Genomic DNA, 20,144 nt, shown 5'->3' with positions numbered 1-20,144 from the left:
GGTGACTCCTTATTCGCCCGGCGCGGTGGCGCGATGGGCGCGGATCAGGTCCGCGATTGCTGCTTTGGTCGTGGCCTCTCCGAGATCCACGCCCTCGTCCTCTGCGACCTTCTTCAGGTCGACGAGCTTGAGTCCGGTGAGATCGTCGCCGTCGTCATCATCGTCGTCGTCCGCGAGTTGGTCGGCGTCTTTCAAGCGCTTGGCCTCGTCTTCAGTGACCGTGATCGGCCCCTCCGACGCATAGCGAACCGCGCCGCGAATCACGGCGAAGCTCTTGAGTGTCACTTCTTTCATGGTGGTTCTCCCGCCGAATGCGCTGGCGATGCGGGCAGGGCCCTAAGGCCCCGCCTGTTCGGCAGATCAGTTGTTGCCGGGGTTCTTGTAGAAGCCGCGATGATCGATGGGTGCGGCGCCCACATCGAGCCGCGCCTTAGTCTTGACGCCATCGACGTCGAAACCGGCCTGCGTTTCGATGAACAGTTCTTCCTGCCCATCGAGGTGGCCCATCTCGATCGTGTCGAACGCATTCGGATCAGCGGAAAGGAACCACTGGTTGCCGGTGATGCGAGGCTCGACGATCAGCTGGAGCGTTCCCGGGAACGGGTTCACATCGTCTGTTTTGGCGGCAACAACGGCGGTGAGGAACTTCTGCGCCTCGACCTTCTTGGCGGGACCGACGATGAGGTATTCCGGACGGACCGGCGCCAGCGTGCCGTCGGGGTTACGCTGGGTAAGCATTGCTTGCTCGCCAGCGCCGACGGTCGCTTCATTAATCGGACCGCCGACTGCAGCAAGGTTGCCGTGGCTGGCATGGAACAACGGCTGACCGTCACCCATCACAGGGTTGCTGAGCAGGATGCCCCAGACGAGATCGCCTTCCAGTTCGCGCGCGCGCCGCCCGAACATGGTTGGAATACGCCCAAACAAGCGCTTGTCGTCGTTAATGATCGCCTGACGCGTGATCGCGACGATACGACCATAGGTCTGGAGCTTGTAGGTCTGACCGCTGTCGCTGATTGCGCCATAGGTGAACTCTGCGTTCTCCTGCACCAAGCGCAGCTGCGGAGCGTCACCCAAGCCGATGATCGACGTTTCCTTGAAGTCCGGAAGCGTGGTGCGATCAACGATCGCGCCGAACGTCTGCGGTGCTTCCGCATATGCATCGCGAAGGCGGCGAGATACCGCGCTCGACAGCGCATTGGCGAAATCGCTGGTGGTCATTGCGCCGTAGCGCATACCCAGCGCCGCGCCCGCCAGTTCGAGCCGACCCATACCACGAGCGGAAATCCCGGTGCGCTCCAGATAGTCGCGCGACAATTCCATCAGCGACATTCCGCGGAACTCGCGGGCAGCTTCCACTTCGGTCTCGGGCAGCTGAAGGCCTGGCGATGCGCGGAGAATGACAGCCGCGGCAACGGCAGCGCGATAGCCATCGCTTTCCGTGCCGGTTGGGCCAGCGCGGACGTTCACCGTCGGCGTGTTTGCGCGGGTCGCCAACAGGCGTTCGGAGATCCGGCCAAGGAAATCAGCTTCGCTGAATGGCGATTCTTCGTTCGCGCGGATCAGCTCGGCAGCAAACTCACTGCCAAGATCAGCCGTGCGTCCGCACTGCTCCAGAATGCGCGATGCGGGGATTACTGAACGCGCTGCAGGCGCGGGAGACGGCGCAGGAGCAGCGGGTTCGGTACGCGCCTGCTCAACGGCAGGGGCGGCGGCGGTCGTGGTGCTAAGGGCTGGCGCGGACGGAGCCGCGACGCCCGGAAGGTTCCGTTTCATTTCATCTTCCTCTTCGGTGGCTCCGTGATTCGCATTTCCCTGTGCGGATCGAACCACGGCGTTCGGATCGGCGGGAACAGGAACGAGGCTGGCTTCCAGCAACTCCCAAGCGACTGCGCGCCAGGTCTCGTGATCATTGTCGTCAACTTCGGTCATCACCCACTTGGTGACCCGGTAGCCGATGGAGATGGCGCGAAGTTCGCCGCGCAGCACACGCTGTTCGATCTCACGTCCGCGATCGTCGTCGGCAAACTGAAGAGTGCCCAGCAGCTGACCGCCTTCGATGCGGACGGAAATGATCCGGCCGATAACGGCGTTCAGTTCGTACTGATTATGGGTGTCCAGCAGGGGGCAAATGCCGCCTGTGACGCGGCCGAGGTCGATCGCCTCCGCCGTAATTTCCAGTTCCTCGGTGAACCAGTTGCGGCGAACAGCAGTCCCTGCCGAAAGCACCGCTTCAACGGTGCGCGCGCTTTCGTCGTAGCTCTCGGGAACGACCGTGAGCGCGCGAATGCCTCGACCGCCGACCTGCGGCTGGCGGCGTTCGCCGTCATCTTCCGCGCCTCGCGGCGCGTTACGAGTGAGAACACCGCTGGCCGCATCATCGATGGGAGGCTCGTGGCGACGCTTGTCACGCTTCAGCTTTTTGCCGTTTGGGGTCAGCAACGACGACGTGCGCGCATCTTCGGCCGCCTCGACGGGCGGGCAAATCGGTTTGTCCTTCATGGTATCTCCTGTCAGCCTGCTCGGGCGCGGCGGATCATTCGGGCCAGTTCCATCGCCAGCGCCGCGTCGCCGCGCGCGCTGGAATCGGGCTGTGCCATTTGGCCGGGTTCGTACGGGTCGCCCTTGAATGCGAGCCCCGCGGCCTTCTGCTTCGTGATACCCGTCGAAATTTGCTCGAAGATCTCGTCTTGATCGTAACCGCGCGACGAAAGCAGGTTTTCCCGGCTTTCCAAACCGGCCTGCATCTCGACAATGTCGGCTTCCGCGTCGCCAAGGCGGTCGATCGATTCGAACGGCGGCGGCGTCCATTTGATCGGCACCGGCTTATTTGCAAACACAGCGAAATCGATACCGGCTTTCAGAAACCAACCCCAAATGCGATCGAGGCAGACCGGGATCAGTGTCAGATACTGAAGGCGCCCGACCGTCCGCTTGAACTCGAGCGCTCCCGCCCGATAACTACTGAAATTGACGTTCGACAGGTCACCCGTCATTTGCTCGTAGGTAACGCCGACGCCAGCCGACGAGGCGAGCAGCGCAATTCGGGCTAGATCGCCGATTCCACCAGTTTTCGGCGGGTTTGAGAACGTGATTTGTTCGCCGGGGTCAAGTGTTTCGACCATGCCCGGCACCAGTTCTTCTACTGGCGGCTGGTCCGACGGGCTGTTGTCCACCGGCATACCGATGGACTCATCCTCGCCGGTGTCAGTCGGGGTGCGGTAGCGAAATCCGACGAGGCAGGCTGAGATATTGGCCTTCACCACCTCGGCTTCGATGCCCTCTTCAACATCACCCAGGCGCTTGATCACGCTGTTGAAGATGCTGACGCCTTCAGATTGGCCAACATACTCGTCATGGAACAGGTGAATGACGTCGTCGGCAACCAGGCGAATAGTGTTGTCAGTTGCCCAGCGCGTTCCCTTGCGCGCCCGTGCAAAATGATAGGCAATAGGCACGCCGTCGCCGTCGTATTCGATACCGCGCTCAATGCTCGCGCCGACCTTCCACGTCGCGAGCATCCCTTTGTCGAAGGTCTGCAGCCGGAGCGGAATGCCTTCGACATTGTTCCGCCAACGTTTGGCGATGAACACCTCGCCATCCCGCAACATCGAGCGGACCCACAACTCTTGCAGCCCGTAGAGATCGCGGCGTCCCTGAAAGTCGCAAACCTTAATCCACTCGGCGAACGCAGTGCGCAGCGCCTTTGACCCGCCAGGCGCACCGGTGATTCCCCAGCCGACAATGCTGTTTAACAACGCGCTGAGCGCTTTCCGGGCGAACGGGTTTTCCGCGACCAGCCGCAGTATCCGCTCGCGCGAAACATATTGCTTCGGGCGCGCATCATCCGGGTTGCCGGTATTGATGCCGAATGGCGCGCGCTTCCCTCTGCCAAAGCCGCGGCGCCCTTGCGGCGGAGCACGGCGATCGAGGAGGGCGCGAGCGGCCTGTCGGCGCATGCCCGCCACGGGCGAAACATAGCCTATGGCGCGATCGATCCAGTTCACCGTCGGCGCCCCACCTGAAGGATTGTCATGCGGCGGCGCGGACGGCCAGCGCGGGCCTCACCTGCGATCGACTTCTCGACCATATCGATGGCGGCAACGAGGTCCCCCGCATTCTGATATTCGGTCCGGCGTCCATCGGCGAAAGTGACAGACCGGATGCCAGTCGACAGGGCTGCGCGCAGCTGATCGAGATCGGATTGCTGAAAAGCCATCATCGCCTCCCGTTTCGGTTTACCCAGCTGCCTTTGCGCGCGGCGAAACCCAATGACTTGCCCGGCTTGGGCTTGGCGACTGGCTTGGCTGCAGCCTCCGCCGTTTTTGGCGGGCGGGCGGTGGTGATCTCAGGTTCAGCGGACACTGCGTCGGTGACCGCATTCAATTTCATGCCCAGGTGCATCAGGCCCATCAGGGCGGCGTAAGCGTAGACGCGGCAATCCAGCGCTTCGTTGGCGCGGCCTTTTGGCAAATCCCAGACGGTAAACCGTCGGCCGCTCATGACCTTGGTCAGCAGCCTCTCAGCGGTCAGCTGGACATACCAGCCCAGATCGCGATCAGCCTCGAAGTGCATGTATCCCGGCCCGGGCTCATCCAGAGCGAGGCGGTTGCGAATCGAGTCCTTCGCGGAATTCGTACCGATGATGATCGGCTTGAAACGGGTTCGGTTCTTCGCACTCGGCCGGGTGGTCGGCCAGACTGGCGTTCGATCGCCATTCCGTGAGCTCTGCCCCTTAACGGCCCAGACGTTCCGACCCAGCCGGGCTTTCGCGAACGCATAGACTGACTGAGTGTGATGCCCGCCCGAATCGATGCAAGCCGCAGAAATAATGAACTCGCGCCCGTCAGACCGCTTGAACCGGCGCTTTAGTGCGGCGTCCACCCTATCCCAGAATGAAGCCGCGGCTGGATCGCCGGGTACTACCTCAAACCCGAGTGACCAGCTTTCTTCGCCGTGACCCCAGCCGACATACTCGATTTCAACGCGGTCATCCTGCGTGTCCAAGCCGGCCGTGATGATGCCGACGCCCTCCGGCACTTCGCCCGCCCAACGTTCAGCTCGGCGCGCCAGTACTTCAGCGGCAACGTCCTTGGCAGAACTGCGAACATGCGGTCTGCCTAGCTGGGTGTTGTCGAACGTGACCCGCTTATCCGGATCGTCCTTGGCCTTGATCCACTTGTCAGCGATCTTCGGCGGAGCGTCCTTCGGCCAAGGGCTGAACAGCTTCGACGCCGTGAACGATGCGTGTTCATTGTCGACCGCCCAGCGGCCACAATCCGAACAGACCGCGCGATGCACTGCCCACCGGTCTGCTGCCCACCATTCCCAAACCACGCGCACCGGGTTTGGCACATCGTCGCCCCCAGGCTGATCACGCCAGGCGCGCTCGTAATCCTCCAGCGGTACGTGCCGCTTGCCGCAGCAGGTGAATGGTTTTGTCTGGTGCCATTGCGTGGTGGCAAGTGAGCGAAGCCGCTCGCCTTCATTCCAGCCGGTGCCGCAAGCCTCACAATAAATGCGCGCTGACCGAACATGATGCTCGGCAACGTTGCCCTTCTCGTCGAGATCCTTGTCCCACTCGACATGCCGGAAGAAATCGAGAAACTGTCGGTGCTGGCAATGCGGGCATTCGACCGATGCCTGCCGCTGGTCACCGTCAAGATAGCTGTCCTCAATCAGGCTTTCACCGGAGATCGTCGGCGAACACGCCCGGATATTCAGCCAGTTAGCAAAGGTGGCGTGCCGTTCCTCGATCAGATCGAGCGGGTTGCCTTCCTTCGTAATGGGATACTTGTCGATCTCGTCACAGAGGCCGACGCGGATCGGCCTGCGCGCCAGGTTGTCAGGGCTGCCCGCACCAGCAAGTGCGAGGAAACCGCCAGGAAACGCTTTATAGAGCAGCGTTTCGTCGGCGTTCCGGCTCTTTCCCGATCCGAACAGCCCACGCAGTGCTGGTGTCGCGCGGATCAGCGGCGTGATGCGCTCCTTCGAGAATTGCTCCGCCGCATCTTCCTTCGGCTGAGTAATCAGCATCGGGGAAGGGTCGAGGTGGGCAAAATAGCCGAAGGTGTTTTCAAGCAGCGCAGTTTTCATCAACTGCGTGCAGACCATTGCCGTGATCTTGTGGACGCCCGGCTCGGTCACCGCGAGCATGGCACCGCGCGCAACCTCAACGGTTGACGTTCGCCATTTGCCCGACGTGCTGCCCGCCTCCTTCGCGAGCCGTCGATATCGGTCTGCCCACTCCGCTACGCTGATGCGCGGCGGCGGCGTCCAGCCGCGGTTCGCTGATGCCCGAAGGCGTTCAGCCTGAGTGCTGGCCCGTGAAGTCGGCTTCGGGTTCTCCAAGGTCGTCAAGCTGCTGGTGGACATGGGCGGTTAGGGCCTCCACGACCTTATCCGCCTCAATTCCCAACTCCGCCGCGAGCAGCGGCCCTATCCTCGTTGGGAAGTTGATCCAGGCGTCGCGCTGGGAGCGCTGCGTTTCGAACAGGACGCGTTCGGCCAGTTCGATCTCGACGAGGTTTCCCGCGTCCTTGCGTGCCGCCAGCAGATGCTTTGCGGCCAGTGCGTTTTCCTTGATCCGCTCCGCGTGCCCCTGGTCTGCGAACTGCCCGGAAAGCACCTTGTCGAGGAAGTTGTCAGCTTCCTCGGAGAACATTTCGTCAGCCGCGCGATCGACCTCCTCGGCGGGCGGATCGGTGCGGACTTCAGCGCGGACATTTGTGCGGACATTGCGAGGGGTGTCCGCACCCTTGTCCGCACCGTTGGCGCGCTGCCGATTTCGCTTTCGCCAGCCAGTTCCGACGAGGCTGACATCGAGCTTGCCGTCGCCCGAAGTCCGCAGCTTTCCTTGCTTTATGGCTCGCCGAACCAGCTTGTCGTCGCAACCATCGAGCCGTGCAAATTCGCGAATGCTGACCGGGTCAGATGGTGCGAACATAGTGCGGACACCTTTTGACCCCTGGAGCTAGGAAACTAATGCGCCTTCGCCCCCCTCATTACCCAAAGGATCAGGAAGGACCCACGGCTCCCCGACCGATCCTTGGTGGCAGGGTTAGCCTCCACGATCTGGATACTCGGTCCCCGTCGATGGCGACTAGCACAGCAGGAAAGGGCGGCAACCCGCTCGCGTGCCGCCATCGACGAAGTATGTTGGATCGCATTGGACCCGAATGCGAAGCGCAGCCGTTGAGGCATTGATCGGATAAAGTCATGCCAGATGAAGCCGTTATCGCCGTCGGATTCTTGACCCAGCACGACCTGACGGTACTCGGCCGCGGGTTCCAGCGTTACATGCCGGTGGACCATGACGACGTATTCGCGGATTTAGTTGATCGACTGGATCAGATCGAAGTCTCACCGCTTGGCCGCGGTGTGACGCTTATGCCAAAATCTTAGATAGCCTTCGGACTTCGCCCGGAGCGTCACGCTCCTGCGTTGGGGACGAGGGCAGCGGTATCGCCAGACCTATCTCGTCGCAGGCGGCTCATGCCGCGATGCCGTTTCCGGTGTTCGCGTTCTGTATCTCACCCGATTCGAGAAGCCAAGCTGCAATCGTGACCGTGCGCCCGCCCCCAAAGTTCACGACCGCGCTGCGCCCCTTGGCGGCTTCGACGACACCAACCATGCCCGTGAACGCAGTGATGGGCACGGAGACCCGCGCGCCCACCGCCGGTACGGACGAGGACGATCGCAGTTTTGCCACGCGATCGCGCTCGCGGTCATCTTCGAAGAGACGTTCGGCTCGCGCCTCTTCCGCGCGCAGGCTCGCTATCTGTCCTTCGGCGATCACCGGGACGCGCCCGGCATAGCGGAACACCGAATAGGGCGGATGCGATGCGCGCGCATCAGACCGAGCCGCGATTAGATCTTGCAGGTGAGCCAGCCGCGCAAAGACGAACGTCGGCAGTATGGGGGCTTCTCGTTCGACCTTCACCCGCTTCCGTGGCAACCGCCGCATCGCCCGCTGGGTGGGAGTCCACACCTCGAACCCTGCCGCCCGCAACGACCGAGCGAGCGGCAGGGTGCGCCCGCCGCTCGTCCGAAGGATGCACCACGCATCAGCCTTGTCGATCCTGTTCGTCACCCTGCAGTCCCCCCGGGCGCAATGCTCTGCGCCATGCTCGCATTCAGTTTGAATTCGCGGCAGATCGCCGCGACGTCGCCCGGCATGATCGGATCGGCGTCGATCTCCGCCTGACGCCGTTCGTCACGCTCCACCCGCTCCGCCAGTCGGCGCAGCCGCACCGCGCGCGCTTGCCTCTCCGACATCATCGGGTTGATGAATGCCCGAAGCTCTCCCGCCGACCGGGGATAGAACCGCCGCCCGGGCGCATTGCAATAAGCCCGGCACGCGGCTTCGAGGATGTCCTGTGGCACGTCCGACAGGTGAGCGTTGAGCAGGGAGATCGATGCCTTCGCCTCGTCCGCATCCTCATCCTTGATTATCGTCGCCGACCGTAGCCCACGCAGCACTGCATACCGATCGGCCGGCAGGCTGGGCGCCAGCGCCGCCACGTGCGCCTCCGCTGCGGTGCGCAGCGCGGTCGCGGCACCGGCAGGCACCGGCAGGCCGTATCCGTGCGTCAGGCTGGCATCGAGGGCGCCCAGATCAACCCACGCCGGAATAACCGCGGTCGGGTTCATTGAGGAGCGGGTCGCGGAAGCGTCCTCGTGCTGGACGGCCAGGTTGTGCATGTCGGGTCTCATTGCTTTTCGGTGGGAATACGCTGGTCCAGCCGTGCTCGACGGCGCGGTCTATCATCTCGCCCGGTGGCCATCCGTCCTCGGCAAGCTCAGCGAGTTTCTTGCAGAGCAGGACGTAGGCCCGCGGTGTCAGTGTCTGACGCTTGGCCTTCCGGTGTTCGATGAACCCGGCCCAGCAGTCGTCGGGTACGTTGGCTGGCGGCGGCATGTCCTTCGGCCAGCCGCGCTTCTGCGCACCCGTGCCCTTCGAAGGATGCGAAGCATCCGAAGAAGATATGGGGGTTCTTGACGGTTTGTCCGAAGCGGCTTCGGGGGTGGGTGTCGCTCGCTTCGGGGCGCAGTCCTTGCGGGGCGCAGTCGCTGCGGGGGTAGGGTGCAAGGTATAAAGCACGCCCTTGCCCGGCCGCTCGTCACGGGTCAGATGTCCAGCCGCGGTGAGCGATTTAATCGCCGCCTGGATCGTCCGGTCGCTCTTGCTGCATTTCTTCGCCAGCGACGCGACTGACGGCCAGCAGATGCCCTCGTCGTTCGCGCAGTCGGCAAGCGCCAGCAGGACGATCTTCTCGCTGTCGGGCAGGTCCATGCCCCACACCGCGGTCATGATGCGGATGCTCATCGCCACCCCCAGCCGCGCAGGATACCGGTAGCGGCGTCGGGCGTGTTCGCCAGCGCCCAGGGATACCCCAGCCGGTGCAGTTCATCGCGCCACCAGACCTGCTCGGGATCGAGGTCGGTCCGCCCCTCACGCTTCACTTCGACGAAGCCGACCCGCAGCTGCGCGTGATCGAGAACCGTCAGGTCAGGAAAGCCGGGGCTGACGCCATCCTTCTTGAGCGCGGCCACCTGCCTCGCGCGCCGGATGGCATCGCCCGCCAGGTGCGCGCCGTTGGGCGTGTGCACGGCATAGCAGCGCTGATAGGCGAACCCGGTGATCAGCGCACGCTGCACCGCCCGCTCGAGCAGGCCGGTCGGCCCAATCTTGCCCCCTAAGCGCGTCATGCTGCGCGCTCGCTGAAGTTGAGGCCTTGCTGATCCAGAACATGCGCGGCCAGTCGGCGGATCCTGCTGTCGTCACTGAACCGGGCCTGCGTATCTACGCCGGGACTGTTGATGCCGCGAGCCTGGTCCGACTTTACGCCAAGCGTCTCCAACAGGACCGGGTCGCTGCCTTCGCTGGTATGGAGATAATGCGCGGTGACCTGCTTAGGCTGGCCGGGGCGGCGCAGGCGGCCAATCACCTGGTGGTGGACCTGGGGCGACCAGTCGAGCTCGCCAAAGACGATATCGTTGCAATAGCCCTGCAGGCCGTCCAGCCCGGCGCCTGACCTCAGCGAAATCATCATCACGCGGGCAGGGCCGGTGGTGAATCGCTCGACGCTTCGCTGCTTGCCAGCCGCGCTCTCGCTTCCGGAATAGAGCACCGGCTGAAATTCGGCGAGCTCGTCTTGCCAGATTGAGTAAACCTCACGGTGCCAGCCCGCCAGCAGCACGCGGTCGCTTTCCTCGAGCAACAGCCGAACATACGCCGCGACCGAGCGGGCTTTCGCAATCCCAGTGATCTGGCGCATCTTGGCGTCGAGCTCTCGTGCCGCCTGCCCGGCCGCGACGAACGACCCCTGCAACACGGTCATGGCCAGCTGGCGAGTTAGCGCTTCCTCACCATCGGCGGCACGCTGATCATAACCGACCTCCCAATCCACCACGTTCGTCGGCGGCATCGATCCGGAGACGATATCGTCATCCTCGGTGCGGCGGAGGAAATAGCCGGTATCGCGCAGGTATGACCCGAGCCCATCGGGATTCCGCACGACCTTCGTCCCTGCGCACCACTCCCGCATAAACTCGTCGCGGCTGCCCAGAAGGCCCTGCTGCAGGAACGCCATCACCGCGTGGATTTCATCGCCATAGTTGTAAATCGGCGTAGCGGTGAGGCCCATGCGGACCTGCGCATTGCCGGATAGCACGGCGGCGGCCGAGCCCTTCGCGGTGCCGCGACCGTGGCGGAGCTCTTGGATCTCGTCATAGACCACGGTCGGAAACAGACGCTGGGCGATGACGTTGGTCCAGCCCGCGATGTTCGAATAGCGGAAGATGTAAACGTCGGCGGCCGGCAGGTCGTAGGGCTTCGTTCCCTTGATGATGTGCGTCCGCAGGTTAGTGAATTCCTCGATCCGCGTGGCCCATTGTCCAGCCAAATGCGCCTGCACGACGATCGCGGCGGGCAGGGGAGCGCCCATAGTGATCGTGGCGGCAGCGGATATGGTTTTCCCCAGGCCGACTTCGTCGCCGAGCAGCAGGCCGGGATTGTGTAGTGCCAGCCGCGCGGCCTGAACTTGATAGGGATAGGGTTCGCGGCCCTCTTTGAACCCCTGCACCTCGCCTGGTGCCCAGTTCGGTAACAAGATGCGTTCCCGCTCGGCGGCGCGATCGGCAACGCGCGAGCAGCCTTCCTCGATTATGGCCTGCGCATCGTGAGCCAGCGGATAGCGCGACATGAACCACGCCAAGTCCGTGCGCAGCTCGTCAGTGTCCGTCAGGAGGATATCGACGGCTGTCTGCGGAACGCGCGTGAACAGGCGCTTGAGCGCGATTGCGACGTGGGGCGCGAGTTCGGTGATCTTCCAACGTGCGGGTGGGCCCGGCAGGAATTGGAGGTTGCCATAGGTCTTCACAGCGCGCCCCTGCCGAGCGAGACGAGAAAGAGCGGCTTGCCGTTGATGCTCTCGGGCAGGCCAATGGCGGTGCCGGTGACCAGAATGAGCGAACTGATCGTGTCGATCGCCGCATACCGCTCGAGTTGCCGAAAGACGGCGCGGCGACTGGCCCGGGTTTTCGCCTCGATGCCGATGCCGCCAGTCGTAAGGAAGTCGATGCGCTCGCCGGGTGCCAACCGCGCCTCGCGCTCGAATTCGACATCGCCCGCGGTCAATGCTGTTTCGATCGATGTCTGTAGCGCAGCCTCGGTGCTTGACCGAAGCCGCGCCCGCCGTAGGATTTGGACTGTCGAATGGACGCTCGTCACGCAATCACCTCAAACTCAACGATGTCGAAGGGGCTGCCGGTTAGCGCCCACTTGCATCCGCTCTTTCCGTCTGCCGCCCAGCCGGGCGGGCTCATCGGGTTCGGGTCTTCCGTCCCCATCGTTCCGCGGCGCAGCTGGACGCGCACGCGTTTCCCGACCGCCTCTGATGGGAGGTGGCCGGGATTGCGCTTCACGCCATGCCCAACGCGGTCAGGTAGGTTTCGAGGATCATCTCGGCTTCTTCGCGGTGATGCTTCTCCATCTTCCGCAACCGGATGATGGTCTTCATCGTCTTCGTGTCGAACCCGGTTGCCTTGGCTTCGCCAAAGACGTCTTTGATGTCATCGGAGAGGCCCTTCTTCTCCTCTTCCAGCCGCTCGATGCGCTCGATCAGCAGGCGGAGCTGGTCCGCCGCAACTACTTCGCTCATGCCCATTTTCCTTCTTTGGCGGTGTTCAGTCGGTCCCACGCGGCCGCCACCGCGTCGGGGGAAAGGAACTGCTGCCTGGTGCGCAGCTGGGCGCGCTGATGGGCGTCGGAACTGGACGTAAGGCTGCGGCGCAGGATGGTGTCCTGCGACAGCAGCGATGGGCCAGCCGGTTGATGCAAGGCGCTACGGAAGCCGGTCATGCCGCGCGGTCCCGGATCAGGGGGTCGTTCAAGAACCGCTTGTGATATTCTCGGGCGTGGCCGCGGCGGGCGCGTTCGGATTCGACTTGGCGCGCGATGGTGCGATCGCCAGGCGTGATGATCCACTCAGGTTTGAGGTCCAAGACGCTCATGCCGCCACCTCGACCGGATAGTCGGACGCGCGCTCAAGCCGCTTCCGGCAAGGCGGGATCCAGTTGAGCCGCGAAGATGGTCGCGCAACCTTACCGATCGTGGAGGGGTGCCACACGATCCAGCAGTAAGCGGTTGCAGTCGAACCTTTGGGCGATAGCTTGCCCTTGTGCATCACGACGCGCTCGCTGAATTGCAGCACCGCCGCAGGCTGGTGGGTCGCGAACAGGCGGTCGAAGCGTCCGACACCCTCAAGGAAGGCGGCACGAACGATCATCGCCACGCCAATCCGGCTGGTCGCCAGTGCACGCTCGATAAATTGCTCAGCTAGCCGGAACGGTGGGTTGGTGATCGTCCAGTCCGCCGGTTCCAGCGGACCGGGAAACAGGAAATCCCGTTGAGGAAAGCCCGCGCCATAATCGTGGACGTCAGAGCCTTCGACGCTGGCGAAATACTCTGACAGCGGCGCAACCATATGGCCCCGGTTCGCGGCCGGTTCGCGGCACGTACTTCCGCTTAAGGCGAACCACTCTTCGATCAGATGCTCGCACAGCGCCCGCGTCGCCCAGGGCGGCGTAGGGAAATCGTCCAGCGAGTCGTGCGCCTCGACACGACGCTGCATGACGGCGGTGCTCGTGTTCTGGCCCTTGCGTCGGGACAAGCCGATATTGTTCGCGGAACCGGCCCCAGCCGGTCCCCCGCCAGTGATGGCGTCCATGTCGTCACTCCTGGCCGGGCCGCCCCGGCGGTTTGATCCTCAGTTCCGCTTGGTGTCCGCGATCGAGCGAAGCTTCAGCCGCAGTGCGGCGCTCGCCTGATCAAGGTCGTCGAGATGTTCGATGCCGAGCACTGCCTCGCCGGGGGTGATCTCCCCGTCCGACAGCGCGCCGCGCACCTGCTGGGCGAAGTCGCCGAGCTCGCCGGTCAATTCCATGGTGCCGCTGGCGATGCAGGCGACGTCCACCGTCGCCTCTGGCATCGGCACGACGACGCAGTTTAGCAGCCGGGCAAGGGCGCGCAGGATGTGCGGCTGGCCGCTTTCGCCGATCGCCTCGATCGTGTGCGCGTCGCGAATGGTCAGGCTGTCGCGGTGGTTGGGGCTGTTGCAGCGCGACAGCTGGCTGGTCGACAGCCCGGTCTCCCGCGCGCAGACGTCCACGCCGCCAGCCGCCTGGATCGCCCGCTTCGTGGCGAGCGCGAGGATCTTCTCTTCGCTGGTCAGGGGGACGTCGGTCACAGGTGCAAATCCTTTGGGGGAATTCCTGCCGCCGTTTCCCGGTGTGTTGCCGGGGCGGGCAGGGCAGGTTCACAATCATGAAATGGGGACACCAGCCGCTCAGCCATGTCGCGCAGCCAGTCGGGCCGACGTGGGGCATTGAGGCCAGCGTAGATGACGTCGGAATGGCCACAGACGGGCTCGCCACAGCGCGCGCAGGTCATGCGGCAATTCCGAAGAAGTCGTTTGGAGTGACCTGCCCGTCCGTATGGCGCGCGATCAGGGGCATGGTTTCACGATCAGGGATGCGATCGCCCAAGACATACCGGCGCACGGCTTCCGATGTTCGGCCGATCCGCGTCGCAAATTCGGGGACTGAAACACCTTCGCGATCCCGCCAGTCTTGTAGCGTCATCCAATGAGCTCCTTACAACACCAACATGGTGCTGATACCGAGATGATGTCAACACCAAATTGGAGCATATGCGAGCCGCACCAATTTGGTGCATCACAAGGCGTGTCTCTGACGAACAACATTGAAGCGCTGCGGATGGCCCGTGGCTGGTCGCGCCCTGAGCTCGGTTCGCGCATGGGCACCAGCGGCCAGCAGATCGAGCGGCTGGAAAAGGGTCAGCGCAAGCTGACGCAGGACTGGATGGAGCGCGCAGCCACGGCGTTCGGCGTGCGTGCCACGGAAATCATTTCCAGCGATGGGGCCGCTGCTGTCCCGGCCAAGACGTCAGACCAGCCGGTCATGCGCGCCGTTGATGCGGGCGAAACCGCCACTCTCGGCCGCCTCGATCTCTCGCTACCGATGGGACCAGGCGCTAGCGTCGACGATTATGTCGAGGACGAGCCGGTCATCTTCGACCTGGGCTATCTCCGGGTATTCACCCGAACACCGGCGCACCGGCTGAAGCTGGCGCGGGGAGTGGGGGACAGCATGTCGCCGACAATCCTGCCCAATGACGAGGTGCTGATCGACACGACGCAGAACCAGCTGCTGCATTCCGATCGCGTCTATGCGGCTTCAATCAATGGTGGCGCCGCGATCAAGCGCCTTCGGCCGATCGAGGGTGGTAAGCGGATTTTGGTGATCTCGGACAACAAGACGATCGAGGCGTATGCCGTTGACGCCGACGAAGTCCGGATTTGGGGGCGGGTTATTCGCTTCGCGAGAGATTTGTAATGCACGGATTCGATATTGGGCGGAGTTTCTGACGGGCCCCATCTTTCATCGTACCGTGGCTCGGATCCTTGCGGAGCCGAAGGTCATTTACGATTCGCTGAACTGGCGAGATACTGTTCACGGCGATTATGCGACATGTGATTTGCGTGTCGTCGTGCCGTCAGAAAGTCGGGCTCGCGTGCGCCTCACCTTGACCGCGCATATCCGAAAACTACCGCGAAAATGTAGTTTTCTGCTGATATACGGTGAACGAATTTTTGCGTTGGACGTGAACCCAGCGAGGTCACATAGCAACAAGGAGGCGCGGCGCGTCGTGCGGGAAACCCACTGGACAACGTGGCCGTGCGATATCGCGCAACCAGACCAGAGAGATCTGATTCACCATCAGTGGTTTAGCGAGTTTCTGAACCATACGAACATTCAGTTTTTCGGAAAGTACGAAAGGCCGCCTTACATGTCCGAGCAGCTAAATATGCCGTACTTCGATGAGTGAACGTGAGATCACACCCGAAATCATTCGGTCAGCCATCTGCTCGATGGTCGAAGTCGAACGCACTAATCAGGGCTTGGAGGTTTATCTGCCGCAGATATACCACAGCGGCCACAATGTTGCTGTCGTGGTCCGGGCTGAGGCCGAAGGCTACCTGGTGCACGACAACAGCTACGCTGCAATGATACTGGCAAATCTCGGCATTCCGACGGGCAAACGCCTTGCCGATGTCGTTCAGCCTGAGGTTGAGGCATATGGCTGTCGTCTCGACGGAATGCGTGTCATGCGCAGGTGTCATGCCGATGATGATCTGGGAGTCGCTATGACGCTTGTGGGCTGCGCCTCTCGTCTGATTGCGGACAGAGCACTGAAGAACAGCTTGGCGCCCATTCACGATTTCAAAGCGTCGCTGCTTGGCAAAGTGGTGGATACGGTCGGCGCAAAACGCGTGCGAACCAATGAACAAGTATCCGGCCACTTAGGCGGCCACTATCGCGTAAGCGCGGTGGTGTTGGACCGCACCGAAAGCAAGCCTATTGCCTTTGTCGAGCCCATTGCAGACCGAGAGGCTGTAGCCCGCCGCTTCAAAGAATTTTACGACATCAAGCACAATCCCGCGTACGCCTCCGTCGAGCGGGTCGCAGTACACGATGATGGTGGCATCCCGTCGGGTGATGCGCTTCTGCTTGAGGAGGTCGGCCACCTCATTCGTTTCTCGCAGGCCGCGTCGCACTTTTCGATGTGGACGAGGCATTAAAAGTAACTTTGCCCCCCCCGTTTTCCCTCGCCGTAGTCGGCGCTGACCACCCCAACAAGCGTGGTCCAGGACGGCGTTTCGAGCTCAAGATGTGCGAGCCGGGCGAACCCGTTGAGCTTCGCGCAGAGCCGAACAATCCGGCTGATGAGCACGCGGTCGCGGTATATTCCTGCCGCGGCATCCAGATTGGCTACGTTACAACTCAGCGGGCTCCGCGGATCGCAAAGCTGCTCCGCGAAACAGAAGTTACGGCGATCTTTCAACACCATGCTGCCTACGGCGCGGTGATTCGCGCGGCGTTTGGCGGTGAGCAACCTTCTTTGGCCGGATTGCCCTCACCAGTAGAACCGGAGCCAGAGCCAGAATTCTGGCCCGATCCGGACTGGCCGGACTAGCAACACCGGAATGGTGTTGACACCGTAGCACCATTATGGTGTTCTTACCTCCATCGCCGCTTTGGCTTTGGAGATCACCGTGCTGCACCAGACATTCGAAATCGAGGATCCGGACGTCGTCCAGGCGATCGAAGACCTGCGCCCGGTGGCGCTGGAGCTTCGCACACGGACGGCGGAATATCTGAAGCTGCCGGCGGGCAGCAACGCTCGGCGCGCAGCGCAGACTGTCATCACCGACCTGACGTCGCGCATCCAGCTTCGGGCGGAACGCCTGTGCATCAGCGCCGACACGCTGATGCTCCACATCAACGACGCGATCGACCGTAAGGCCCGTCGCGGCAAGGATGCACCCGACCGGATCACGTCACGGACGCTCGCCACGCGCATTGAGCAGGCGAGGGCGCGCGAAGTCGATGCCCACACCGCCCTGACGCGGGCGCAGTCCGAGTTGAAGGCAGCGACCGCCTCACGCATCGCCGCCGAGCAGGCATATGCCGGTTACGGCGCGCGAGGTGCGCAATGCTGACCGCCAACCCTCCTCGGTTGAGCACGCCAGAGAGCCGCAAGCGCTGGGGCGATGTCTGGGTCACCGGTGACGGTGCCCAGCCGTTCGACATCATTGAACAGCGCCGGGACGAACGACCATCGTTGCTCCGCCGCCTGCTGGGGTTCCGGCCATGATCCCGATGCGCCACTACCGCGTCGCCGAGCGCGCTAAGGATGCAGGCATCCCGATCAGCGCCGGTCAGGTCGGCCAGCTGGAAAAGCTGCTCGATAAGGGCATCGGTGCCGGTCAGATCGGCGTCGTCATCAAACTCGTCAGTGATGAGTTCGCTCGCGAGCAGGCCGTCGATCGCGCGCTCAAGGGCGGACCGCGCGTCGCGCCGTCCAACCTGGGCCACAAATCATGATCCGGTTCGGACGCGACATGGAGGCGATCTTCACGCGCCTGACGCTTGGCGCCGCGCTCGGCCTGGTCGCCACCATGGCGGCACAATCGCTCACCGTTCTCCCCGCAGCCTCGGTCGCCTCCCCACTCCCGGGCGACACGCACCCCACTGCCGACAGCGTTCAAGGCGCGCTGTCGGCAAGCATTGAGGTTCGGTGATGGCCAGCGAGTACCGCCGTATCGAGGTGGCACCCGGCCACGCGATCCGCGCGCGTCGGATGCCCCGTATCACCGCGCCAGCCGGAAAGGTCGTGGTGCAGCGTCATCACACCCGGAACACGGACCCGATCACGATCGACGCGGCGGTCTGGGATCGATCGCCTGAATGGAGCGCCGCATGAGAGACCCGCGCATCCTCGTCGCCTGTGAATTCTCGGGCACCGTACGCGATGCATTCACTGCGCGCGGGTTCGACGCCTGGTCGTGCGACCTGCTACCGGACGACAAGCGCAGCAATCGCCACATTGTCGGCGATGTGCGCCATATTTTGCCCGACGGCTGGGATCTTCTGATTGTCGCGCATCCCCCTTGCACCCGGCTTTGCAACAGCGGTGTGCGCTGGCTGTCCAGTCCACCGCCAGGCCGGACGCTTGCGAGCATGTGGGCGGAACTGGATGAGGGCGCGGCGCTGTTCTCGACGCTCTGGAACGCGCCGATCGCACATGTCGCCGTTGAAAACCCGGTGATGCACAAGCACGCCAAGGCTCGGATCGATGACTACGCCGACCCCGCACAGTCGGTCCAGCCGTGGCAGTTCGGCCATGGCGAGACGAAGCGCACCTGTCTTTGGCTGCGCAATCTGCCTCCGCTTGTTGCGACGCAGATCGTCGAGGGCCGCGAGGCGCGAGTGCACCGAATGCCACCTGGTCCCGATCGCTGGAAAGAGCGGTCGCGGTTCTTCCCCGGCATCGCTGCGGCGATGGCCGATCAATGGGGCGCCTTCGTGCTCCAGTCCACTTCGATCAGGAAAGCCGCATGACCCAAAGATACCCACTGCTTTGGCCAGCCGGATGGCCCCGCCATCGGGGAAGCCGGAAAGGCGCTCCTTTCAAGGTGCCGCCTTCACAGGCGCGGAAGGAAATGTTTGCGGAGCTTGAGAGGCTTGGCGCAAAAGACATCGTTCTGTCGTCTGACCAGCCGCTAAACCGTGACGGATCGGTCAGCCTCGCCCGCCGCTCAATGCTTGATCCCGGCGTCGCTGTGTATTTCAAGCGCAAGGGTCGCGATGGCGTGTTTGCGTGCGACAAATATGATCAGCTGCACGACAATATCCGCGCGATCGGCAAGACCGCCGAAGCAATGCGGGGTATCGAGCGCTGGGGTGCGTCCGAGATGCTGGACCGCGCATTTACCGGCTTCGAGGCGCTACCGGCACCGGATGCGTGGTGGACGATCCTCGGCGTGGATCAGTCGGCGGCGCCAGCCGCCATTGACACAGCATATCGCAAACTCGCCCGCGACGCCCACCCCGACCAGAACGGCGGCATCGATGGCGGCATGGCCCGACTGACTGCGGCGCGGGACGAAGGGAAGCGCCAGCATGGCTGACATCGCTGACTTCGCCAACGACATCGCCCAAGCGCACCTCGATCGCAACATCGCCGCCGCGCGCCAGCCGATCTTGGTCGGCGTGGCCGGAGAGTGCGAGGACTGCGGTGAGGATAGCCCGCGGCTGGTCCACGGCCGCTGCGCACCCTGCCGCGAACCCAAACGCATCCGGAGGTACTGACGATGTCGGCGCATCCCAACCCGGCCGCTGGCTTTGAGCTTCTCCCCTCCGCCCCTGTCGAGGGGGGTCGGGCATGAGCAGGCTGAGGACACATAACAACCGTCGCCGTCGCGCGAGCAGGTTTGATCCGATCAAATGCCCGCGGCACGGCATTGCCCTTCGCGGCGCTGGATGGATGGACGTCCGTCGCGGACGGGTTGGCGTGTTCAAATGCCCCAGGGCAGGCAAAGGGTGCCCGGTGCACCTTTGGTACGGCGATGACGAATCCTCTGTGGAAGAACCCGCGTAATGGCGGGGTCGGTCATCATACGCGCCGGAACCTCAACCGTGGATCAGCGCATCATCCACGATGATCGCCCGGTATCCTGGGAGGAGGCTGACCGCTTGGCGGGAAGGCGGCTCGATCGTCGAAAGGCGTGGGCCTTTGTGGAGGGGCAACTGTGCGAAAGCGTACAATGGACCGAAGGTTGTTCGGGCTGCACCTACGGCTTCGAAGACCGGGGCGGCGGGTGCGACGAGTGCGGATACCAGGGTCGCGTTCGTAACGGCATGTGGGTGCAAGCAGAAATCGCTGGATCAGAAAGGCAACATCAGTGACCGAACGCTCGAACCGCCTGATCCGCCTGAAGGAGGTCCAGCAGCTGGTGCCGCTGGGCCGTTCGACCATCTACGATCGGATGCACGCTGGCACTTTTCCGAAGCAAGTCGATCTCGGCGGTGGTATCGTCGCCTGGCGGGAGCAGGAAGTGCTCGACTGGATGGCGGCGCTTCCGACGCTCGATCAGAAGGCCGCTTGAGGGGTAGCGAAAATAATTTGGGGGTAGGCGTGGGGGTATCGTCCGACGCCAGCCGTATCAAATGCCGAGTTTGCGGGCGTCAGCGCTAATAATGCACTGGAAGCCCTG

The 20,144-nt window shown here is 63.1% G+C and carries 30 protein-coding genes; 12 read left to right on the top strand and 18 right to left on the bottom strand.

All coding sequences use genetic code 11. The features are described 5' to 3' along the window. Positions 1-9: 9 nt before the first annotated feature. The 6 genes from ENHY17A_RS03505 to ENHY17A_RS03485 all read right to left on the bottom strand — a co-directional run bounded on the left by ENHY17A_RS03505 (position 10) and on the right by ENHY17A_RS03485 (position 6,946). Positions 10-294, bottom strand: a complete 285-nt coding sequence (locus ENHY17A_RS03505; protein ID WP_159710120.1) for a hypothetical protein — start codon at positions 292-294, stop codon at positions 10-12. 66 nt (positions 295-360) lie between these two features. Further along, positions 361-2,502 (bottom strand): prohead protease/major capsid protein fusion protein, encoded by a 2,142-nt coding sequence (locus ENHY17A_RS03500; RefSeq protein WP_159710118.1) that lies wholly within the window; start codon positions 2,500-2,502, stop codon positions 361-363. Positions 2,503-2,513: 11 nt separating this feature from the next. Then, positions 2,514-4,007, bottom strand: coding sequence for a phage portal protein (locus ENHY17A_RS03495; protein ID WP_159710116.1), 1,494 nt, complete (start codon positions 4,005-4,007; stop codon positions 2,514-2,516). Beyond that, positions 4,004-4,219 (bottom strand): phage head-tail joining protein, encoded by a 216-nt coding sequence (locus ENHY17A_RS14890; protein WP_443018303.1) that lies wholly within the window; start codon positions 4,217-4,219, stop codon positions 4,004-4,006. The genes ENHY17A_RS03495 and ENHY17A_RS14890 overlap by 4 nt, the downstream gene beginning before the upstream one ends. Then, entirely contained in the window at positions 4,219-6,375 is a 2,157-nt protein-coding gene (locus ENHY17A_RS03490; RefSeq protein WP_159710114.1) for a phage terminase large subunit family protein, read from the bottom strand. The genes ENHY17A_RS14890 and ENHY17A_RS03490 overlap by 1 nt, the downstream gene beginning before the upstream one ends. Continuing rightward, complete coding sequence (locus ENHY17A_RS03485; RefSeq protein WP_159710112.1) at positions 6,308-6,946, bottom strand: hypothetical protein; 639 nt, start codon at positions 6,944-6,946, stop codon at positions 6,308-6,310. Before ENHY17A_RS03485 ends, ENHY17A_RS03490 begins: the two co-directional genes overlap by 68 nt. Positions 6,947-7,218: 272 nt before the next feature. On the opposite strand from ENHY17A_RS03485, the gene ENHY17A_RS03480 reads away from it, so the two are divergent. Further along, positions 7,219-7,404: a hypothetical protein gene (locus ENHY17A_RS03480; protein ID WP_159710110.1), complete on the top strand. Its 186-nt coding sequence runs from the start codon at positions 7,219-7,221 to the stop codon at positions 7,402-7,404. Positions 7,405-7,492: 88 nt separating this feature from the next. Here ENHY17A_RS03480 and ENHY17A_RS14690 read toward each other — a convergent pair whose 3' ends face one another. The 12 genes from ENHY17A_RS14690 to ENHY17A_RS03420 form a co-directional block, all read right to left on the bottom strand. Continuing rightward, a complete protein-coding gene (locus tag ENHY17A_RS14690; protein ID WP_236547729.1) occupies positions 7,493-7,825 on the bottom strand; it encodes a hypothetical protein in 333 nt (110 codons plus the stop codon). Between the two features lie 263 nt (positions 7,826-8,088). Continuing rightward, entirely contained in the window at positions 8,089-8,652 is a 564-nt protein-coding gene (locus ENHY17A_RS03470) for a hypothetical protein (protein WP_159710106.1), read from the bottom strand. After that, complete coding sequence (locus ENHY17A_RS03465; RefSeq protein WP_159710104.1) at positions 8,618-9,328, bottom strand: helix-turn-helix domain-containing protein; 711 nt, start codon at positions 9,326-9,328, stop codon at positions 8,618-8,620. The genes ENHY17A_RS03470 and ENHY17A_RS03465 overlap by 35 nt, the downstream gene beginning before the upstream one ends. After that, positions 9,325-9,711, bottom strand: a complete 387-nt coding sequence (locus ENHY17A_RS03460; RefSeq protein ID WP_159710102.1) for a VRR-NUC domain-containing protein — start codon at positions 9,709-9,711, stop codon at positions 9,325-9,327. The genes ENHY17A_RS03465 and ENHY17A_RS03460 overlap by 4 nt, the downstream gene beginning before the upstream one ends. After that, positions 9,708-11,384, bottom strand: a complete 1,677-nt coding sequence (locus ENHY17A_RS03455; protein ID WP_159710100.1) for an SNF2-related protein — start codon at positions 11,382-11,384, stop codon at positions 9,708-9,710. The genes ENHY17A_RS03460 and ENHY17A_RS03455 overlap by 4 nt, the downstream gene beginning before the upstream one ends. Beyond that, the gene (locus ENHY17A_RS03450) at positions 11,381-11,641 is read right to left on the bottom strand and encodes a hypothetical protein (protein ID WP_159710098.1); all 261 of its coding nucleotides are present in this window, start codon (positions 11,639-11,641) and stop codon (positions 11,381-11,383) included. Before ENHY17A_RS03450 ends, ENHY17A_RS03455 begins: the two co-directional genes overlap by 4 nt. 283 nt (positions 11,642-11,924) lie before the next feature. Next, positions 11,925-12,164, bottom strand: coding sequence for a DUF2312 domain-containing protein (locus tag ENHY17A_RS03445; RefSeq protein WP_159710096.1), 240 nt, complete (start codon positions 12,162-12,164; stop codon positions 11,925-11,927). Then, complete coding sequence (locus ENHY17A_RS03440; protein WP_159710094.1) at positions 12,161-12,364, bottom strand: hypothetical protein; 204 nt, start codon at positions 12,362-12,364, stop codon at positions 12,161-12,163. The genes ENHY17A_RS03445 and ENHY17A_RS03440 overlap by 4 nt, the downstream gene beginning before the upstream one ends. Then, a complete protein-coding gene (locus ENHY17A_RS03435) occupies positions 12,361-12,516 on the bottom strand; it encodes a hypothetical protein (RefSeq protein WP_159710092.1) in 156 nt (51 codons plus the stop codon). Before ENHY17A_RS03435 ends, ENHY17A_RS03440 begins: the two co-directional genes overlap by 4 nt. Beyond that, positions 12,513-13,232: a hypothetical protein gene (locus ENHY17A_RS03430; protein WP_201296332.1), complete on the bottom strand. Its 720-nt coding sequence runs from the start codon at positions 13,230-13,232 to the stop codon at positions 12,513-12,515. The genes ENHY17A_RS03435 and ENHY17A_RS03430 overlap by 4 nt, the downstream gene beginning before the upstream one ends. Positions 13,233-13,271: 39 nt before the next feature. Further along, positions 13,272-13,751, bottom strand: coding sequence for a phage regulatory CII family protein (locus ENHY17A_RS03425; protein WP_159710090.1), 480 nt, complete (start codon positions 13,749-13,751; stop codon positions 13,272-13,274). A 199-nt stretch (positions 13,752-13,950) separates the two neighbouring features. Then, positions 13,951-14,145, bottom strand: a complete 195-nt coding sequence (locus tag ENHY17A_RS03420) for a helix-turn-helix domain-containing protein (RefSeq protein WP_159710088.1) — start codon at positions 14,143-14,145, stop codon at positions 13,951-13,953. Positions 14,146-14,148: 3 nt separating this feature from the next. Here ENHY17A_RS03420 and ENHY17A_RS03415 point away from each other — a divergent pair, with 3 nt between their 5' ends. The 11 genes from ENHY17A_RS03415 to ENHY17A_RS03365 all read left to right on the top strand — a co-directional run bounded on the left by ENHY17A_RS03415 (position 14,149) and on the right by ENHY17A_RS03365 (position 20,036). Beyond that, positions 14,149-14,919, top strand: a complete 771-nt coding sequence (locus tag ENHY17A_RS03415; protein ID WP_236547728.1) for a LexA family transcriptional regulator — start codon at positions 14,149-14,151, stop codon at positions 14,917-14,919. A gap of 485 nt (positions 14,920-15,404) precedes the next feature. Continuing rightward, positions 15,405-16,166 (top strand): hypothetical protein, encoded by a 762-nt coding sequence (locus ENHY17A_RS03410; RefSeq protein WP_159710084.1) that lies wholly within the window; start codon positions 15,405-15,407, stop codon positions 16,164-16,166. A gap of 89 nt (positions 16,167-16,255) precedes the next feature. Next, the gene (locus tag ENHY17A_RS14885) at positions 16,256-16,561 is read left to right on the top strand and encodes an HIRAN domain-containing protein (RefSeq protein WP_159710082.1); all 306 of its coding nucleotides are present in this window, start codon (positions 16,256-16,258) and stop codon (positions 16,559-16,561) included. Positions 16,562-16,640: 79 nt separating this feature from the next. After that, entirely contained in the window at positions 16,641-17,087 is a 447-nt protein-coding gene (locus tag ENHY17A_RS03400; RefSeq protein WP_159710080.1) for a hypothetical protein, read from the top strand. Positions 17,088-17,238: 151 nt separating this feature from the next. Further along, on the top strand, positions 17,239-17,472 hold the full coding sequence (locus ENHY17A_RS03395; RefSeq protein WP_159710078.1) for a hypothetical protein: 234 nt from the start codon (positions 17,239-17,241) through the stop codon (positions 17,470-17,472). After that, positions 17,469-17,669 carry a hypothetical protein gene (locus ENHY17A_RS03390; RefSeq protein WP_159710076.1) on the top strand — a complete coding sequence of 67 codons (201 nt, stop codon included), beginning with the start codon at positions 17,469-17,471 and terminating at the stop codon, positions 17,667-17,669. Before ENHY17A_RS03395 ends, ENHY17A_RS03390 begins: the two co-directional genes overlap by 4 nt. Further along, the gene (locus tag ENHY17A_RS03385; RefSeq protein ID WP_159710074.1) at positions 17,669-17,851 is read left to right on the top strand and encodes a hypothetical protein; all 183 of its coding nucleotides are present in this window, start codon (positions 17,669-17,671) and stop codon (positions 17,849-17,851) included. Before ENHY17A_RS03390 ends, ENHY17A_RS03385 begins: the two co-directional genes overlap by 1 nt. Then, entirely contained in the window at positions 17,848-18,489 is a 642-nt protein-coding gene (locus ENHY17A_RS03380) for a hypothetical protein (RefSeq protein ID WP_159710072.1), read from the top strand. Before ENHY17A_RS03385 ends, ENHY17A_RS03380 begins: the two co-directional genes overlap by 4 nt. 200 nt (positions 18,490-18,689) lie before the next feature. After that, on the top strand, positions 18,690-19,058 hold the full coding sequence (locus ENHY17A_RS03375; protein ID WP_236547726.1) for a J domain-containing protein: 369 nt from the start codon (positions 18,690-18,692) through the stop codon (positions 19,056-19,058). Beyond that, entirely contained in the window at positions 19,051-19,239 is a 189-nt protein-coding gene (locus ENHY17A_RS03370) for a conjugal transfer protein TraR (RefSeq protein WP_159710068.1), read from the top strand. Before ENHY17A_RS03375 ends, ENHY17A_RS03370 begins: the two co-directional genes overlap by 8 nt. 593 nt (positions 19,240-19,832) lie before the next feature. Further along, positions 19,833-20,036 carry a helix-turn-helix transcriptional regulator gene (locus ENHY17A_RS03365; RefSeq protein WP_236547725.1) on the top strand — a complete coding sequence of 68 codons (204 nt, stop codon included), beginning with the start codon at positions 19,833-19,835 and terminating at the stop codon, positions 20,034-20,036. The last annotated feature ends 108 nt before the right edge of the window (positions 20,037-20,144 follow it).

The sequence above is a fragment of the Sphingomonas sp. AX6 genome (assembly GCF_902506605.1).
Taxonomy (GTDB): domain Bacteria; phylum Pseudomonadota; class Alphaproteobacteria; order Sphingomonadales; family Sphingomonadaceae; genus Sphingomonas.
This window is presented reverse-complemented; position numbering and strand designations above follow the sequence as displayed.

Coding starts and splice junctions, on each gene's coding strand:
- ENHY17A_RS03505 (WP_159710120.1), bottom strand. CDS start 294: ATGAAAGAAGTGACACTCAAGAGCTTCGCCGTGATTCGCGGCGCGGTT.
- ENHY17A_RS03500 (WP_159710118.1), bottom strand. CDS start 2,502: ATGAAGGACAAACCGATTTGCCCGCCCGTCGAGGCGGCCGAAGATGCG.
- ENHY17A_RS14890 (WP_443018303.1), bottom strand. CDS start 4,219: ATGGCTTTTCAGCAATCCGATCTCGATCAGCTGCGCGCAGCCCTGTCG.
- ENHY17A_RS03490 (WP_159710114.1), bottom strand. CDS start 6,375: ATGTCCACCAGCAGCTTGACGACCTTGGAGAACCCGAAGCCGACTTCA.
- ENHY17A_RS03485 (WP_159710112.1), bottom strand. CDS start 6,946: ATGTTCGCACCATCTGACCCGGTCAGCATTCGCGAATTTGCACGGCTC.
- ENHY17A_RS03480 (WP_159710110.1), top strand. CDS start 7,219: ATGCCAGATGAAGCCGTTATCGCCGTCGGATTCTTGACCCAGCACGAC.
- ENHY17A_RS03470 (WP_159710106.1), bottom strand. CDS start 8,652: ATGAACCCGACCGCGGTTATTCCGGCGTGGGTTGATCTGGGCGCCCTC.
- ENHY17A_RS03465 (WP_159710104.1), bottom strand. CDS start 9,328: ATGAGCATCCGCATCATGACCGCGGTGTGGGGCATGGACCTGCCCGAC.
- ENHY17A_RS03460 (WP_159710102.1), bottom strand. CDS start 9,711: ATGACGCGCTTAGGGGGCAAGATTGGGCCGACCGGCCTGCTCGAGCGG.
- ENHY17A_RS03445 (WP_159710096.1), bottom strand. CDS start 12,164: ATGAGCGAAGTAGTTGCGGCGGACCAGCTCCGCCTGCTGATCGAGCGC.
- ENHY17A_RS03440 (WP_159710094.1), bottom strand. CDS start 12,364: ATGACCGGCTTCCGTAGCGCCTTGCATCAACCGGCTGGCCCATCGCTG.
- ENHY17A_RS03435 (WP_159710092.1), bottom strand. CDS start 12,516: ATGAGCGTCTTGGACCTCAAACCTGAGTGGATCATCACGCCTGGCGAT.
- ENHY17A_RS03430 (WP_201296332.1), bottom strand. CDS start 13,232: ATGGACGCCATCACTGGCGGGGGACCGGCTGGGGCCGGTTCCGCGAAC.
- ENHY17A_RS03420 (WP_159710088.1), bottom strand. CDS start 14,145: ATGACGCTACAAGACTGGCGGGATCGCGAAGGTGTTTCAGTCCCCGAA.
- ENHY17A_RS03415 (WP_236547728.1), top strand. CDS start 14,149: ATGAGCTCCTTACAACACCAACATGGTGCTGATACCGAGATGATGTCA.
- ENHY17A_RS03410 (WP_159710084.1), top strand. CDS start 15,405: ATGAGTGAACGTGAGATCACACCCGAAATCATTCGGTCAGCCATCTGC.
- ENHY17A_RS14885 (WP_159710082.1), top strand. CDS start 16,256: ATGTGCGAGCCGGGCGAACCCGTTGAGCTTCGCGCAGAGCCGAACAAT.
- ENHY17A_RS03395 (WP_159710078.1), top strand. CDS start 17,239: ATGATCCCGATGCGCCACTACCGCGTCGCCGAGCGCGCTAAGGATGCA.
- ENHY17A_RS03390 (WP_159710076.1), top strand. CDS start 17,469: ATGATCCGGTTCGGACGCGACATGGAGGCGATCTTCACGCGCCTGACG.
- ENHY17A_RS03385 (WP_159710074.1), top strand. CDS start 17,669: ATGGCCAGCGAGTACCGCCGTATCGAGGTGGCACCCGGCCACGCGATC.
- ENHY17A_RS03380 (WP_159710072.1), top strand. CDS start 17,848: ATGAGAGACCCGCGCATCCTCGTCGCCTGTGAATTCTCGGGCACCGTA.
- ENHY17A_RS03375 (WP_236547726.1), top strand. CDS start 18,690: ATGCTTGATCCCGGCGTCGCTGTGTATTTCAAGCGCAAGGGTCGCGAT.
- ENHY17A_RS03370 (WP_159710068.1), top strand. CDS start 19,051: ATGGCTGACATCGCTGACTTCGCCAACGACATCGCCCAAGCGCACCTC.